The sequence below is a fragment of the Dictyobacter arantiisoli genome (genome assembly GCF_008326305.1).
GTDB lineage: Bacteria > Chloroflexota > Ktedonobacteria > Ktedonobacterales > Ktedonobacteraceae > Dictyobacter > Dictyobacter arantiisoli.
The window spans coordinates 23709-38669 of sequence record NZ_BIXY01000068.1 but is presented as its reverse complement, the minus strand read 5'-3'; the positions used below and the strand labels follow the sequence as shown (position 1 = coordinate 38669).

16 protein-coding genes and 4 pseudogenes are annotated in these 14961 nt (G+C 53.9%); 12 read left to right on the top strand and 8 right to left on the bottom strand.

Annotated elements, in window-relative coordinates:
- The 9 genes and pseudogenes from F1593_RS28485 to F1593_RS29910 form a co-directional block, all read left to right on the top strand.
- Positions 1–199: pseudogene (locus F1593_RS28485) on the top strand (IS110 family transposase); the annotation flags it as partial.
- Between the two features lie 197 nt (positions 200–396).
- Positions 397–1032, top strand: coding sequence for a TetR/AcrR family transcriptional regulator (locus F1593_RS19670; RefSeq protein ID WP_149403269.1), 636 nt, complete (start codon positions 397–399; stop codon positions 1030–1032).
- A 165-nt stretch (positions 1033–1197) separates the two neighbouring features.
- A complete protein-coding gene (locus F1593_RS19665; RefSeq protein WP_172632267.1) occupies positions 1198–2211 on the top strand; it encodes a glycoside hydrolase family 113 protein in 1014 nt (337 codons plus the stop codon).
- 129 nt (positions 2212–2340) lie between these two features.
- Positions 2341–2826: a COG3415 family protein gene (locus F1593_RS19660; protein ID WP_149403267.1), complete on the top strand. Its 486-nt coding sequence runs from the start codon at positions 2341–2343 to the stop codon at positions 2824–2826.
- A gap of 245 nt (positions 2827–3071) precedes the next feature.
- Positions 3072–3314 (top strand): hypothetical protein, encoded by a 243-nt coding sequence (locus F1593_RS19650; protein ID WP_149403265.1) that lies wholly within the window; start codon positions 3072–3074, stop codon positions 3312–3314.
- 366 nt (positions 3315–3680) lie between these two features.
- Positions 3681–4010 carry a hypothetical protein gene (locus F1593_RS19645; RefSeq protein WP_149403264.1) on the top strand — a complete coding sequence of 110 codons (330 nt, stop codon included), beginning with the start codon at positions 3681–3683 and terminating at the stop codon, positions 4008–4010.
- Between the two features lie 234 nt (positions 4011–4244).
- A pseudogene (locus tag F1593_RS29920) lies at positions 4245–4352 on the top strand (FAD-dependent monooxygenase); the annotation flags it as partial.
- Positions 4353–4833: 481 nt separating this feature from the next.
- Positions 4834–5511: pseudogene (locus F1593_RS29915) on the top strand (type 1 glutamine amidotransferase domain-containing protein); the annotation flags it as partial.
- Positions 5500–5976 (top strand): VOC family protein, encoded by a 477-nt coding sequence (locus tag F1593_RS29910; RefSeq protein ID WP_216368929.1) that lies wholly within the window; start codon positions 5500–5502, stop codon positions 5974–5976. The pseudogene F1593_RS29915 and the gene F1593_RS29910, both read left to right, overlap by 12 nt.
- A 78-nt stretch (positions 5977–6054) precedes the next feature.
- On the opposite strand, the gene F1593_RS19630 is transcribed toward F1593_RS29910, so the two are convergent.
- Entirely contained in the window at positions 6055–6477 is a 423-nt protein-coding gene (locus F1593_RS19630; RefSeq protein ID WP_268907074.1) for a transposase, read from the bottom strand.
- A gap of 184 nt (positions 6478–6661) precedes the next feature.
- Positions 6662–6967, bottom strand: coding sequence for a hypothetical protein (locus tag F1593_RS19620; protein WP_149403261.1), 306 nt, complete (start codon positions 6965–6967; stop codon positions 6662–6664).
- A 70-nt stretch (positions 6968–7037) separates the two neighbouring features.
- Here F1593_RS19620 and F1593_RS19615 point away from each other — a divergent pair, with 70 nt between their 5' ends.
- On the top strand, positions 7038–7811 hold the full coding sequence (locus F1593_RS19615) for an IS4/Tn5 family transposase DNA-binding protein (protein ID WP_149403260.1): 774 nt from the start codon (positions 7038–7040) through the stop codon (positions 7809–7811).
- A gap of 189 nt (positions 7812–8000) precedes the next feature.
- On the opposite strand, the gene F1593_RS29405 is transcribed toward F1593_RS19615, so the two are convergent.
- Positions 8001–8348 (bottom strand): hypothetical protein, encoded by a 348-nt coding sequence (locus F1593_RS29405; protein WP_235932637.1) that lies wholly within the window; start codon positions 8346–8348, stop codon positions 8001–8003.
- Between F1593_RS29405 and F1593_RS29905 the strand changes: the two genes are divergently transcribed.
- Positions 8274–8486, top strand: a complete 213-nt coding sequence (locus F1593_RS29905; RefSeq protein ID WP_371873887.1) for an IS4 family transposase — start codon at positions 8274–8276, stop codon at positions 8484–8486. The genes F1593_RS29405 and F1593_RS29905 overlap by 75 nt on opposite strands.
- Before the next feature lie 435 nt (positions 8487–8921).
- Here the strand turns inward: F1593_RS29905 and F1593_RS19605 are convergent.
- The 3 genes and pseudogenes from F1593_RS19605 to F1593_RS19595 form a co-directional block, all read right to left on the bottom strand.
- Positions 8922–9122, bottom strand: a pseudogene (locus tag F1593_RS19605) (ABC transporter substrate-binding protein); the annotation flags it as partial.
- Between the two features lie 165 nt (positions 9123–9287).
- Entirely contained in the window at positions 9288–10169 is an 882-nt protein-coding gene (locus tag F1593_RS19600) for an LLM class flavin-dependent oxidoreductase (protein ID WP_149403259.1), read from the bottom strand.
- Between the two features lie 502 nt (positions 10170–10671).
- A complete protein-coding gene (locus tag F1593_RS19595) occupies positions 10672–11034 on the bottom strand; it encodes a helix-turn-helix domain-containing protein (protein ID WP_149403258.1) in 363 nt (120 codons plus the stop codon).
- Positions 11035–11130: 96 nt separating this feature from the next.
- Here F1593_RS19595 and F1593_RS19590 point away from each other — a divergent pair, with 96 nt between their 5' ends.
- Positions 11131–11370, top strand: coding sequence for a hypothetical protein (locus tag F1593_RS19590; RefSeq protein ID WP_149403257.1), 240 nt, complete (start codon positions 11131–11133; stop codon positions 11368–11370).
- A 385-nt stretch (positions 11371–11755) separates the two neighbouring features.
- Here F1593_RS19590 and F1593_RS19585 read toward each other — a convergent pair whose 3' ends face one another.
- A complete protein-coding gene (locus F1593_RS19585; protein ID WP_149403256.1) occupies positions 11756–12610 on the bottom strand; it encodes an alpha/beta fold hydrolase in 855 nt (284 codons plus the stop codon).
- Positions 12611–12634: 24 nt separating this feature from the next.
- Entirely contained in the window at positions 12635–14884 is a 2250-nt protein-coding gene (locus F1593_RS19580; protein ID WP_149403255.1) for a COG1361 family protein, read from the bottom strand.
- Positions 14885–14961: the final 77 nt, after the last annotated feature.

Genomic DNA, 14961 nt, shown 5'->3' with positions numbered 1-14961 from the left:
CAGTAAACGGGCGGCAATAGCGGTTGGCCATAGTATTCTGGTGATTTACTATCACATGATGAAGTCAGGGGAATGCTATCAAGAAAAAGGCATTGAGTACCTTAAAGAGCTTGATAAACAACGACTCCAACAGCATCTGGTTCGTCGGCTCCAAAGCATGGGTTGCCAGGTGACCATTGAGCCTCCCTCAGTCGCCTGAATGAGGGAAACACCTCAATAAGCGGTTTTCGCACGGCTTTTAGGAGGGCTTTTTGTGTTTTCTGGCCGCCGTTTTCAGAAGAAGGCGGATCGTTTTTCTTCTCTGCACATCTCCTGCATTGTGACTTGACAAGGACGAACCGAAGAGGTATATTTAACAATGAAAGAAATTTTCATTCATTGAAAAAGGGTAATGGAATGCCTCGAACGTCAGAAGCGAATCAACGCCTGCGCGAAGCGCAGCGTGCAAAGATTCTGGAGAGTGCCAGGAGCGTCTTTGCTCGCAAGGGGATGGAGGCGACGATCACGGATATTGCCGCTGAAGCTCAGATCAGTATTGGGCTAGCTTACCGCTATTTTGCCGACAAGGAGGCGATTTTCTCTGAGCTGGTTAAGCAGACTGTCCCAGACGATTCTTCCGAGTTCCAGAAGCTCGTGGAGATGCCTGGGACGCCAGGGGAACGTCTTGCAACGCTGATTTCGAATATCGTGGGAGCACGTGGGCAACGCGAGCCACTTGAGGTCCATCAATTGCTGAATCATGCGCTCGACGCGGGCGCGATGCCCGAAGAGATACGCGAATTGCTCAGCAAACGCTATCAAACGTTGCTGGCGACGATGAGACAATTGATTGTTGAGGGTCAGGCCACCGGCGAGGTTGCGCGGGGCGATCCGGATCAACTGGTAGCGGTGGTGAGCGCCTGTCTTGATGGCCTGACTCGCTGGGCCCTGCGAGATCCAGAACAATTCCGCACCTCTGTTCCTGATGCCCAGATCGTTCTGCGACTTTTTCAGCCCGAAGCCGCCGAGAAGAACGTCTCAGAATCATCGTAGAGCAGCTTGCTTAAAAGCTAAAGGAAATATCGCTTTAGCAGATAGTATGTCCTGATATTCGCCTGTCCTTTTCTTTTGTTTTCTTGTTTGAAGGAAAAAGTATCCGAAAGGAAAACGTGTATGAAGCTCAATAACACCGAAACAGCCACGCAACACAAACGATCCCTGCGAGCCAAGGGTATCGGTTACGACACCGGATTCAGTTTCGACAGTGTCACTCGCCGGCCGTTCGACCACGCGCTCGTCCGCCGCGAGTTGCAGATCATCCGCGACGACCTGCACTGCACTGCAGTGCGCCTGTTCGGCAATGACCTGGACCAGCTCGAATTCGCCGCGCGCCACGCCGCAGACCTGGGTCTGGAGGTCTGGTTCTCGCCGTTCTCCTACCAGCTCAGCCCCGAGGCGATGCTCAAGCTGCTCGCCGACGCCGCCGAGCGTGCCGAGAGCATTCGCCGCCGGGGAGCCGAAGTGGTGTTCGTCACCGGCGCGGAACTGAGCCTGTTCAACAGCGAGTTCCTGCCAGGCAACAGCCTTGAGGAGCGGACCGGCCGCCTGCTCCGGCGCGAGCCGGGGACACTCCAGATGCTGGCCGGGCTGCCCGCCCGCATCAACGACTTCCTCGCCAGGGCCGTCACCGTGGTCCACGAGCGGTTTGGCGGCAAAGTCACCTATGCCTCCATCCCGCTTGAGGGCGTCGACTGGACGCCGTTCGACATCGTCTCGGTCGATGCCCACCGCTCGAAGGAGGTCGCCCACATCTACCAGCAGGGCATCCACGCGCTGGTCGCGCAGGGCAAGCCGGTTGCGATCACGGAGTTCGGTTGTGCCACTCACCGTGGCGCGGGCGACCGCGGCGGCCGTGGCGGCAGTGAGCTGATCGAGTACGACGGGACCACCCCGGTGCGGCTCAACAGCGACTACATCCGCGACGAACAGGAGCAGGCCACCCACCTGCGCGAGTTGCTGGACATCTTCACCACCGAAGGCGTCGATGCCGCCTTCGCATGCACCTTCGTCTGCTACGGCTGGCCGCACCGCAGCACCCCCCGCGAGGACCTCGACATGGCCAGTTGGGGCGTGGTCAAGGTCCTGGAGAACCGCCTCGGCGACACCTACCCTGATATGCCCTGGGAACCCAAGGCAGCATTCACTGCTCTTGCCGATTTCTACCAGGGCTGACCGCGTCAGAACTGGATCAGTGACTCTCTTCGCGCTGTCACTGGTTGATGACGAGCGCGCAGTCTCTCCTGGAAACGTCATGGATGTAGGCTCATGACGTTTCCATCTTCTCAGAAAGGAAGACGCGATATGGAAGAGCAGGATGAGAAAAGCCTTGAACCCTCTCCAAAAGCGTATCTGATTTCGCTCATGCAAGCGGGACATCCCGGGCCTAAGGCTACTGCAATGGCAGGACTTCACATCAGTCGATCAACTGCGTACTGTCTTTTACAGGCGATACAGACACGGGGAGATGCCGCGATCCGCGATGGAAGACACGGGCATCCAGCCAAACTACGAGAAGCCGTGCTTCAATGGCTGGTTACAACCTGCCACGCCAATCCACAAATGCCAAGTCGGGAGGTGCAAGCAGCACTGCAAGAACCATTCAGCATCCAGGTCAGTATTGGGCACCTTAATCGAGTCCGTGCTCAACTGGGCATTGGGAATCACGTGGGGCGCTCGAAAAAAAACAGCAAACGGTCTCTTCTCCTCCTGGACCGAAGTTCCAGGAAGGCGCAGGTGCTTTGCTCCTCGTCGCTGCTGTACACGAGACAAGATTGCTGGAAACCTTAGAAACTGCTCTTTCCTTCTGTGCTCCTCTGGCTGGTTCACGTCTTGCTCATCTCTCTTCTTCATCACGTCAGAGCCTCTTGCGTACCCTGCTCTTTCTTGGCGTGGTTGGTCTCTCGCGCACCTGGGATTTACGCAGCTACACAGGTGATGCCCTCGGTTTACTTATCGGGCGTTCGCGGTCATACGGGTATTTTAACACATAACAGTTCCTGTTAGACGTTGCCAGTTCCAATGGTGCTGAAGTATTGACAGGCGCTCTGGCTAAGTGGACAACTGGTCTCTGGCAGGCCGAAGACCTTGCTGATACGGACAAACAGGCCCTCTTTTACATCGATGGGCACCGCAAGCCGGTCTACACAGATGCCTTCATTCCTCGTGGGTTAGTAGGGCGACTCTCAACCATCTTGGGAAGCCGAACGCTCGTGTTGCTCCATGATACATCTGGCCTCCCCTGCTGGCCACTACCCATCGTGGCGATCAGCATTTAACCGGCTCATTGCCGATCACAATCAAGCGTTATGAGCAAGAAACTGGTCTTGGCACTGTCCAGTACATCGTCGTTGATCGTGAGGGAATGGCGGCAGAATTTCTGGCAGCGCTCAAAGAGATGGGACGAACGGTTATCTCTGTTCTCCAAACCGATCAATATGGTGGCCTCGACTCCTTCACGTACATTGGAGTGTTTGTCCCGCAGCGGATACTGTTGCTAAATTCATTTGCCCGGCTGAGATCGATGAGGAAATATACACTCACGCTGAGCACAGAAAAACAATTTAGCAACAGTATCCGCTGCGGGTCTCAAAACAAGGAGACGTTCTTCGCGAGGTCGCCCCGCTCCGAAACTCATTCTGATTGTGAGCACAGCGGAAACCATCGACGCGGTGGAGCTTGCCGAAATCTACACTCCGCGTTGGCCTCTCCAGGAAAATATCATCCGTGATTTTTTGCTCCCCTTAGGGCTGGATACCAACCACGGCTACAGCAAAAGGCCGGTGGAAAATTCTGAGGTCGCGAAGAAACGAGCCACTCTGGAAAAACGCCTGGCTCCCTTTTTCCATCTGCCAGGGCTGGTTACACAGGGGCAGGGCGCCGTGGAGGTATCGCTCCGGCCTTTCAATGACAAGCGATACAATCAGGATCTGGAAACGCTCTGTGAACGGGTCAATGCCGCCACGCTTACCTGATGGGCGTCGTTTGCAGCTTTCAGTGCAGATGAATACGGTGGCGCGTCCCATTCTAGATGTGCAAAAACGTCGAGTGGCCTGAAACCCTGCTTATCTGTCGAAATGAGGGCTCTCTCGAATCTGAGGGCACTTTCCCTTCTCGACAATCTATTACAACCCCCTTTACTACAGACCCCTCCACCAGAAATTGTTAAGCAGGGCATATCTGCTATTCTCATCTACTTGCAGGCATTAGATGCGGCCCATGTGCATTCTGCGGCTGGTGACCAGGGTCTGAATACTGGCGTTCAAGATGTCTACAACTTAGGTTGGAAACTTGCGCACGTTCTGCAAGGAGGACTTGTCAATGAGACTCCTCATGCTTGGCACGAACCGAGCACAATGGGTGGTATGGGTTGTGGTGGATGGTCGGGATGGTGAGGTGAAGGTCGGGTGAAATATGCGGTGTTCAGCTTGCACCTCAAGCGCAGAATAGAAGTGTCAGAAGAGAAGTGTCCATGCTTCTATTGATAGCATGGAACTCACCTTTCTTCGTGGAGCGTGGATACTGGAAGTTCACTTCCATGTTCGTGTGGCACACGTTGCTCCTACGCTCCGCAATGCCAGGCGACGAATTTACATGCCTGAGTGGAAGGAAACCAGATGGAGCACGGGATGAAGAGGCGACTTCACGATGATTCCCATGATTCACGTCAATTTTCCATCCTTCAGTTCAACATCTGGCCACCCTTGAGTTAAATTACCACCAGCTACGGGTACGGGCAATCGCTGAGAGTGCCCGCGGTCGACCGTATTACAAAGGAGAAGGAACGTGAAAATACTGTTGAAAATACTGGTGGTCCTGACATCGCACGACCAACTGGGAAACACGGGGCGCCCGACTGGTTTCTGGCTTGAGGAATTCGCGGCCCCCTATTTCGTATTCAGGGATGCTGGAGTTGAGCTGACGCTCGCCTCTCCGAAAGGCGGGCAGCCTCCGCTCGATCCGAAAAGCGATCTGCCTGAAAATCAAACGCCGGCGATGGCGCGGTTCAAAAAGGACGCGGCGGCGCAACAGGCTCTCGCCAACACGGTCAAACTTGCGGACGTGAAGGCGGAAGACTTCGACACCGTTTTCTATCCCGGTGGGCACGGCCCGATGTGGGATCTTGCGGAGAGTCCTACGTCGATCGCTCTTCTGGAGGCCTTCTACAATTCCGGCAAGCCAATCGCACTGGTGTGCCATTCGCCCGGGGTGCTTCGCCACGTTACCTACCAGGGCACTCCGCTGGTGAAAGGAAAACACGTCGCCGGTTTCACGAACGGCGAGGAAGAGGCGATGCAGCTCACCAAGGTTGTGCCGTTCCTGGTCGAAGACGAACTGTTACGGCTCGGCGCCATATTCGAGAAGAAGGCGAACTGGCAGCCTTTTTCTATCACTGACGGCCGTCTCATCACTGGCCAGAATCCTGCATCGTCGACCTCGGCGGCTCAGGCGCTTCTGAGACTCATGACTGGATCCGAATCGGAGCCGTCAATAGACAGCGTACAAATCGGACACAAGAGCTATGAGATGCCCCCGCGGGAGGGAATCAGCGTCGCACATTTTCTCACCGTCGCCGACATTGACCGATCGCTTCGCTTCTATGAAACGGTCTTCGACGGCCGCGCTCTGAGCAGAGGCGACAGCAAGGGCGCGCCTGGGTACATTCAGATCGCGAATACATGGCTCCTGGTCAACGTCGGGGGCGGGCCAACCCCCGACAAGCCGTCGGTAACGCTCACCGTCCCCGACCCGGATAAGATCAACGGCTTTATGAATATCCGCGTTGCCGATATTCAAGAGTGCTATGAACTATGGAAAAGTCGAGGAGCCGAGTTCATCACGCCGCCGATCCCCAAGTACGGCGAGACGCGCTGCTACATCCGCGATCCAGACGGTTACATTATCGAGGTCGGTCAGAGCACCGAGCTCAAGTACGGTTAAACGCCCGGCTGGGATCGGAGTCCGGACTAAACGCGCACGGCCAACACTGTGGCTTGAAGGAAAACAATACGGCAGCTTTCAAGAACTTTCAGCGGGCAGTGAATAGCCCGCGTGGATGAACCAAGCGACCGCATCGTCGCAGGTGATGGCGTCGACCGCTAGGCGGATGGCCTCCACGAGGGCGTCACGGATCCGGGCGCCCAGCCCGCGCAAGATGGCTTTGATCTTGGAGAACACCTGCTCGATGGGGGTAAAGTCGGGCGAATAGGGCGGCAGGAAGAGCAGCTCGCAGCCGCGTGCCTCGATCGCCTTGCGGATGCTGTCTGCCTTGTGGACACTCAGGTTGTCCAGCACCACGATCTGCCTCGGCCGCAACGTCGGCCCCAGCACCTCCGTGACATACCGCTCGAACGCCGCGGTGTCCATGGCGCTCTCAATGGTCCAGGGGGCCTTGCAGTCCACCAGGCGTGAGCGCCGCCACCAGGGTCGTGTTCTTGCCATGATTGCGCGGCACCGAGCCGGTCGCCCGCTCGTCATGCGGCGCCCAGCCATAGAGCCGGGTCAGGGAGGTGTGGGTGCCGCTCTCGTCGACAAAGACGAACTGCTGCGGGTCGCGCTTGGCGATCTCCTCGCGCCAGGCCGCCCGCTGCTCCTCGTTGCGCTCGCAAGCTGCCAGTGACTTTTTTTATGCGTCCAGCCCAGCCGACGGATCGCCCGCCACATCGGGGCCTCGCTCAGCTCTTGGCCCTGGTGCTCCGCCCACCAGGCACAGTGCTCCAGCACGGTGCCATCCGGTTCGGCCTGCAGCCGCGCCAACAAAATCACTTCCTGCTCGCGGCCAATGCGTCGTGGGTAGCCCGGAATCGGCTTGCGCGCCAGCAAGCCAGACGCGCGCTGCTGCACCACGGCACGTTTGACGGTGGTCACGGCAACGTTGAAACGGCGCGCGGCTTCTCGTAGGGGCAGACCGTCCGCCCTGTCTTTTACCCACATTTTTGGCGTGAAGAAGTGATAGAATAGAAGAAAGGAAAAGTGAAGGAAAGAGAGAGAGAGAAGAAAAAATGGAGCAAGAGCGCATACAGACTGCTGAACAGTGGGCCGTCCTGACCTATGGGGCAGCGTTGCTGGCTGATACACGACACACGGCCCGGGCCGTTCAGGTCGCCGCGTCCATGGCTCGGTTTCCGATGGAGTCATTGCCCGTTCAAATGAGGAGTCAGGCCGGCACCAAAGCCGCGTATCGGCTCCTGGAGAGCCCGAAGGTGACCTATGAACGGCTCATCCAGCCGTATGTGCAGCACACCCGCATGCAGATGCAGCAGCAGAAACGCGTGCTCCTCATTCAAGATACGACCGAGGTGGACTATCAGCACCATCCCACCACCACGGGATTGGGCCCCATTGGACAAGGGGATCATCAGGGCTATTTGCTGCAAACCGTCTTAGCCGTGTCCCCCACCAACCGGCAGGTGTTCGGCATCGCCGCCCAAAAGCCGTTTTTGCGCCAGCCTGCCCCGGAGGGAGAAACGATGCACCAACGGGAACGACGCCAACAAAAAGAGTCGCAGGTGTGGCAAGAACAAGCGCAGAGCATCGGGATGGCACCTGCAAACTGCGAATATATTCATGTCGGGGATCGAGGCAGCGATATCTTTGCCTTCATGGAGGTCTGTCAAGCGTTGGGATGTGGCTTTGTCCTGCGGGTCAAACACAATCGCCGCATCGATCTGCTGGTGGATCAAGGGGACACCCCGATCCCAGCCGCTCACCAGCGTCGCAGCAAGCAGCGTGACGCACACCTGCCACCCCGATCAACCATCTCTTTGAGGAAGTGAGAAGCTGGCCATCGCAGGGGCAGCGAACCCTGACCTGAGATGGCAATCACAAGCGCCCCAGCGAGATGCGACCTTGTGCGTGAGTTGGGGAACAATGCGACTGTGGCCTCCCGATGGAAGAAGGGGCAAGGGAGCCGTCCCACTGATCGTGACCGTGGTCAGAACCTGGGAACCCGACCCGCCTGAAGGTCAGGATGGGCTGGAATGGATGTTGGTCACCTCGGTAGCGGTCAACAACGAGGAGCAAGCCTGGGAACGGGTTGACTGGTTCGCATCCGTTGGATTGTGGAGGATTATCATCAATGCCTCAAAACCGGCTGCCACATTGAAGCATGTCAGATCCAAAGCTATGAAGGCTTGCGAACGCTGTTGGGATTTCTGGCGCCTCTGGCCGTGCGGCTTCTGCAGTTGCGAGAATGCGCCCGTCACGATCCCGAGCGACCGGCTTGTGAGGTGCTGCCGATGGATGTCGTCAAGGTGGTCGCGTATCAGGCCAAAGTAGCCTCCGAGCGTTTGACCACCAGACGCTGTTGGCATCGCATTGCGCAGGCTGGAGGGTATTTGGGACGCAAGGGAGATGGAGAGCCAGGCTGGAAAACCCTCTGGAAAGGATGGTTATACATCCAAACGCTTGTAGAAGGAATTCACCTGGCTTCTCAACTCACACTTGAATAGAAAAATGTGGGTAAAAGACAGCCTATTACCGCCGCGCATTCCAAAACAGACCCTTAGTTGGACCATTTATGAAATTGACCCATATCATGTCCAACTTTTTTTGAATCATATTGTGTCCGAGGCGGCTAAAACGTTTGGCAAATCACAACAGCTACGAGAAGCGATCTCTTTTCTCTCTTTTTTTGATGGTGCGCCATTTTATCTGGCAAAAAGTTGAGAATGCTTCAGGAGCGGCTCTATAAAAGTAATGCGCCAGATTATATGGCAAAAATGACGTGTTTTCTGCGGCTATCTTTCTCAAAATAATTTATATGAAGGACGAGAGGAAGCGAAACAAAAGCACCGCCATTTTATGCAACAGAGCCGATTTTGTGGCCTTCAGCCTCTTCAGGCCACTCACGTCAATTCGACGCCAGTATATCTGGCGCTAAAACGCCCATCGGTTAGTCGGGACAGCAGTGTCCGGCCGAGCCCGATGGTGGCGCCGTGGCGCAGTCGCTCATTGTCCCAGGAGCAGCCATCGCGCAGCGCGACGTGGACGCCCTCATCGGCGTAGTAGTCCTGCTGGTCGGCGATGGAGGCGACCAGTTCCTCGTGCGGGCCCCGCTCGACGTAGGCGAGATCGATTGTGTCCATGGATGTCTCTCCTTGATTGTGTCACGGCTATGGAGAAGTCGCCGCCTTGGCCGCGCGAAGTCGCGATCATGCTCTCCCGGGGCCGGCGGCTGAGGCCGATACCGAGAGAGAGATGTGACGAAATCGCTTTTCCCGTTCTCATTCTCTTCACGGTTTCCCTACACGTTAGTGAGGCACTTTTGCGATCGCGTCTTCTAAACGGCTGATCTGATCCAGTTCGGGAATGCACGGCCACAGCAGCAGTTCGTCCACTCCCATGTCTGCAAACTCCTGGACAAGGCTACGCAGGGTTTCTGGCGTGGTACGTACTCCGGCAGCTACCTGTGCCACCGCTGGTCCTAAGAACGCGTAGTAGTCTCGCACGGTTCGGTTCACCCAGTCAGTCACATTGGGACCCAAAGCATAGTGCGAGGTCACGACCAGGCGCGGCTTGCCAGGCCTGCCAGCCTCCTGCCAGGCCTTTCTGGTCATCTCCAGGGATTGGCGCACCATCTCCGGGCCTCCACCGCCTACACCGACAAGTGCTCCATTGCACCAACGAGCGATCCGCTCACTCGCTCTCTGGGAGTACCCCCCCATCAGCAGCTCCGGCCCGCCTGGCTGAACGGGCACCGGGCCGACCTCTCCCATCGTCCCACTGACGGGCTGGCCAGACCAGATCTGAGTCAGCAGTGCGAGCTGCTGATCGAAGCGCTTCCCGCGATCGCGAAAGGAGGCCTCCACCGCCAGGAAATCATCCTCGCGCACGCCAACGCCCAAGCCGAGCGTCAGCCGACCGTTGGAGAGTGCGTCCAGGCTGGCAGCCTGCTTGGCCAGAAGGGCCGTCCTGCGCAACGGCGCGAGCAGCACCGCTGTCATTAAACGAATGCGCTTCGTCACACTCGCGGCCGCCGCCAGGGTTATCAGTGGCTCGTAATTCGGGTATACCACTCGGTCAGTCACCCCCAGGCTCGAAAAAGCCGAGCCGTCTGCCCGCCTCGCCCACTCCAGAAGCAACTCCCCCTTGACCCCAGGAATGTCCGCCGGCAGACCAATACTAATGTTCATCGTTCACCTTACCTCTCACGTTCTGATCCTCCTGGTAATTTAACTCAAGGGTGGCCAGATGTTGAACTGAAGGATGGAAAATTGACGTGAATCATGGGAATCATCGTGAAGTCGCCTCTTCATCCCGTGCTCCATCTGGTTTCCTTCCACTCAGGCATGTAAATTCGTCGCCTGGCATTGCGGAGCGTAGGAGCAACGTGTGCCACACGAACATGGAAGTGAACTTCCAGTATCCACGCTCCACGAAGAAAGGCGAGTTCCATGCTATCAATAGAAGCATGGACACTTCTCTTCTGACACTTCTATTCTGCGCTTGAGGTGCAAGCTGAACACCGCATATTTCACCCGACCTTCACCTCACCATCCCGACCATCCACCACAACCCATACCACTCATTGTGTTCGGTTCGTGCCAAGCATGAGGAGTCTCATTGACAAGATAGCGATGGAAGAAGCCGTAGTGGGGGCGCATGGCCTGGAGACGAAGCCCCGATTTCCAACATTCAGATCAAATTTCCACCTTTCAATACAAAATCGGTCCACCCTTCAGTGAATTTACCAATGGTTTCCTCAATCTCTGACAGATTTCCAAAGTCCCCACCGGAAAAATAGGCTTCCCGATGATATTGAAGCAGTTGTGTAATTAAGGACACATCCTGAAGGGGCTGTTGTTGCTGCTGAGAAGCAGCAAGCCCTAACCCGATTAAAGGCAACGTTGGCAATGCTTTTAATAAATTTCTTCGTGTGTGAATGTCGTTCAAGGTGTGAGACTCCTTCTCCATGCGAGATACCAAGCATCTTGATATCCCCAGTTTGCTCGCCACATCCTGCTGTGTCAAATGTAATGCGAGGCGATGCTGACGCATAAGTTGGAACTCCGTCAGCTTTGGTGAATAGAGCTTGTCTGCTTGAAGCGAACAATGCTGATATACTCCTCAAAAAAGAAAAGAAGCGAGGAGAACATGAACTCTGTCGAACCAGGGGGTTTCACCATCCGTCCGACCACACTCTCCGATGTGCCAACGATCTATGGCCTGCTCCAGTCTCATGAACGTGCGCTCTATGGGTATACAGACAAAATTCTGGCCTATGTCCAGGCGACGTATTCCCTGCCTTCGCTCGATTTCGCAGGAGATACCTGCCTGATCTTTGATCGAGTTGGGCAACTAGTCGGCTCCATGCTCTTAAGTAGACGTTCATGAAAGTGGTTTACCACCCGACATGAAAGTTTCCTTTCAGAAGAGTTACCACTGCGGAAGGTACGCTCGATCAGTGTGTAAAATCAAGGTACAGAGTGGCATCGATCGCAGATGTTGTATCGATGGGACCCGAGGTAATCCATCTGGGGATGAGGCTTCAAGCAATCAACTTTCACCATAGTGCGCGGTTCTTGCATTAATTACTCCTAAACATCTTCAGAGCACTAGAGCTTTTCATGCGTGATATTGTTCCCTCCGCCTTTCGGCTTCAGGTGAACACGATGACCCAAGAATCTCCTTTCAAATTCTTCTCGACTGTATCGGGGATATCAGGTCGTGTTCCACGGCGCACCACACAACTCGGGATGGTGTCCGAGCGGGTCTTGTCTCATTGTATATTCTGCCGAAGAGACCCCAAAAAATGGAGTAGCGCTTCTCTATATTGTATGGGCTGTTCCACATAGGCCATGTGACCTGCGTTGGGGATAATGACCAGTTCACTCCCAGCGATGCCGGTATATAGCTCGCGAGCAGCTCGCGGGGTACTGATACGATCATATTCACCTGTCATGATCAGTGTGGGTTTGTTGACGTGATGCAACTGGTCTTCATATTCGATAATACTCTCGACTGTATCAAAATACTTAAGAACATCCAGTGCATAGATGGTTTGATCGTTGTGACAAAACTGTTGATAGGCGTCGGTATTTGTTTGATAGAAGTGAAAGGGCAATTCTACCTGTCGGATGCGGCGGGCATCCTCCTGCGTCTGCATATCGTAGATAGCATTGCTGGAAGACAATAGAGTTTGTCTGACACTTTCCGGCTCAAAGGTTTCGAGGTTCTGGAGGATATCAGCGGTGGATTTACTTCCACTCGCCGACCCTGATGATAGAATGTAGTGCGTCGCTGTTCCATAATGAGCTGCATGGGCAAGAGCAATCATCGCTCCATAGGAATGTCCAAAGAGGGCGAAGTGCTCAAATCCCAATGCATGAGCGATATGATTGATATCGTCTGCAAAGAGATCGAGAGTCAATGTGGTAGGATCTACCGGCTGGGAGCGTCCCTGCCCTCTTTGATCTATATAAACAAGCAGGAAGTTTTCGCTCAGAGCATCTAACCAGGGATGAAGCATGGTATGGTCAAATCCTGGTCCTCCATGTAACATAATGAGCGGAAAATGGAGTGGAGATCCCACCATTTTACAGTAGAGTCGGGTTCCGTTGATTGAAAGATCCATAGCTTCGCCCTTTCGTATCACTACTCATGATGCATAGATGGAGATTGGTCTGTGCAGACAGATGAGATGCATATTGTAGAGAACCAGTGTTTTTAAGAAATATACGTCGTCGGTAAAGTTTGTGCTACAGGTGATTTCAAAGGGGACACTTTCTGTTTTCTGCGCCTGAATATCAATGGAGACAGGAGATGGATTGATGGTATAATCACCTATCATGAATTTTGTGTACTCAATCCCCATGCCAATATGGCATGTTAGATTCTCCTCGGTTGCATTTTGTATCTGTAAGCGTAAGACAATTGTTTCACCAGGAGAAAGTGAGCTGGGGCCGTCGATCGTGACGGTCAGTCCATTGTTTGGTGAGTCGCTGACAATGCCACAGCGAGGGCATAAGAGAATATAGCGTTCGACATGGCTCATAATCGGATGGACAAGCACTTGGTTGTACAATAGCTCTCCACAGAAGCACTTTTTGTTGGTCCAGTGACACGATGTGTAGGAAAATTGATCGATATAGCGTTCCGTAAAGGCCAGTGTGCCATGGGAAAGACGCGCTAATAGCACCGTCAGCGTTTCTTTTTGGAGCTTATTTACCAGCAGAAGCATTTTTGTCTTCTGTTGACTGGCTTTTTGATAGGCAACGACGTTCCGTTTGGCACGCAGAAAGAGTGTTGCGTTTTTGACCAGATTTTTTAATTCGATCTGTGTATTGACCAGTTTATGAGAGAAATGCGACAAAGCCATGAGGGTCTCGCTCTGGAGAAGGGACTGATTGAGTGTGATAGCTTCATCTTTACTCATCGGTGCCAGTGCGGTCAATGTGAGATGGAGCGTTCCCGGCCCGAAAGAGGATAGACTGAACATGATAAGAAGAAGTTCATCTGGTTTGTTGGATGGCAAAAAGAGATAATCAACATTGAGCTTCTTGTGCTCTTCTGCGGGCGTTTCAATGGCGCTTAGATAGCAGTTTCCGCTCTTCACCCAGTCAGAAAGGGAAGGATGAGCTACGCGTATGACGGCGGTGGTGGTTGTCGTTATGTGTGCCTGGTATGTAACTGTATACTCATCGCTATGGATGATGGTGGCAGAGGCAAAGGGTTCGGGAGGGGCCACGCATACTAATGGATCACCGACCAGAACATAGGCCTGCGGGTCTGAACTGAGATTGGCGAGTGTCGCATTCACAGCTTGTAATGACTCGCCGATGGAACAACCGATATTCATCAGATGAAGAAAGAGTGACGCTTCAGGACTCACGCTATTTTTGATGGTTGTTGGAGCGATATAGCATGCAGGCCAGCCTATGACGAAGCCCAGACCAATGTTTTGCTCAGAAGGATAGAGTCCATGCGTAAATTTGATCCCGGTACACATATTGGCAAGAAGTACCTGACAATGGATAGCTGTGGTGGGAAGAGAAATACCAGTGGTTGCTTTTGTTCCATTGTCGAGCAGATGGGATAAACGCTGACCAAAGCGAGAGGAACTGGCGGCCTCTAGAATATCTGTGCCCAGGAAAATGCAATCTTCATGGCTATGACTGTAGAAGGCAACGGCTGTACGGGGGGGGTCTAATAAGGCTTGAATTGCTGTGGCTGAACAATCTTCTCGGCAGAGCGTATCATGGTTTTCCGATGGTAGGACGGTTTGCTTAGAAGCAAATGGAGTGATAAGTAATGGTTTTCGATTATTGTAGATTGACGGATAGGCATATGTTTTCAGTAACAAAAAACTGAGTGCGCCTAAGTTCGGTGCTGTCAGGAAGCCAATGGGGTGGCGTAAGATTGGGCGATGGGGGAAGAAGTCCTGGCTGAGGGCGCCGAAGAGACGATTTAGTGCACCTTGCTCGAAGAAGTTTTGCTCTGCACAGATTGTAATAGTCGCGTCGCTCGATAATGTGCGTGTCTGTAGTGCTGTAATGAGGTCCTCTAAGCTCTCTACATAGAGAAAATCTCTGTTAGTGATATAGGCATGTAGTACTGCTGTATATGCATAGGTACTATTATGGAAACCAACGACGAGATGTTGCTGTATTGGTCGTGTTGGAAACTCGTCAAACAACGTAGCGGGATCGGGGAGGGCATCGTTGTGCAGATTGTTGATTACCAGTTCTTCTTCAAACAGATCTGCCGGAAAAAGTTCCTGTGCTGCGGCTTCATTGCGCCAATTGCTATACACGGGCAAGACCGTTTTTGTGGTGGAGGTTTCGAACCGTATCAGCATTCGTATCGCCGTGACATAGTCACAAAGAGAATCGGCAATTAGCAGTCGCATGTGTTGAACTCCTTTTATCAAGAACAAAGCCAGGATCTAAAGAGGAAAGCGGGAACATGGTGAGCATTTTTCTTTCG

What these genes read in the sequence shown, in the direction of transcription:
- F1593_RS19670 (WP_149403269.1), top strand. Translation starts at nt 397, where the DNA reads ATGCCTCGAACGTCAGAAGCGAATCAACGCCTGCGCGAAGCGCAGCGT.
- F1593_RS19660 (WP_149403267.1), top strand. Translation starts at nt 2,341, where the DNA reads ATGGAAGAGCAGGATGAGAAAAGCCTTGAACCCTCTCCAAAAGCGTAT.
- F1593_RS29910 (WP_216368929.1), top strand. Translation starts at nt 5,500, where the DNA reads ATGACTGGATCCGAATCGGAGCCGTCAATAGACAGCGTACAAATCGGA.
- F1593_RS19630 (WP_268907074.1), bottom strand. Translation starts at nt 6,477, where the DNA reads ATGGCAAGAACACGACCCTGGTGGCGGCGCTCACGCCTGGTGGACTGC.
- F1593_RS19615 (WP_149403260.1), top strand. Translation starts at nt 7,038, where the DNA reads ATGGAGCAAGAGCGCATACAGACTGCTGAACAGTGGGCCGTCCTGACC.
- F1593_RS29905 (WP_371873887.1), top strand. Translation starts at nt 8,274, where the DNA reads ATGGATGTCGTCAAGGTGGTCGCGTATCAGGCCAAAGTAGCCTCCGAG.
- F1593_RS29405 (WP_235932637.1), bottom strand. Translation starts at nt 8,348, where the DNA reads ATGCCAACAGCGTCTGGTGGTCAAACGCTCGGAGGCTACTTTGGCCTG.
- F1593_RS19600 (WP_149403259.1), bottom strand. Translation starts at nt 10,169, where the DNA reads ATGAACATTAGTATTGGTCTGCCGGCGGACATTCCTGGGGTCAAGGGG.
- F1593_RS19595 (WP_149403258.1), bottom strand. Translation starts at nt 11,034, where the DNA reads ATGCGTCAGCATCGCCTCGCATTACATTTGACACAGCAGGATGTGGCG.
- F1593_RS19590 (WP_149403257.1), top strand. Translation starts at nt 11,131, where the DNA reads ATGAACTCTGTCGAACCAGGGGGTTTCACCATCCGTCCGACCACACTC.
- F1593_RS19585 (WP_149403256.1), bottom strand. Translation starts at nt 12,610, where the DNA reads ATGGATCTTTCAATCAACGGAACCCGACTCTACTGTAAAATGGTGGGA.
- F1593_RS19580 (WP_149403255.1), bottom strand. Translation starts at nt 14,884, where the DNA reads ATGCGACTGCTAATTGCCGATTCTCTTTGTGACTATGTCACGGCGATA.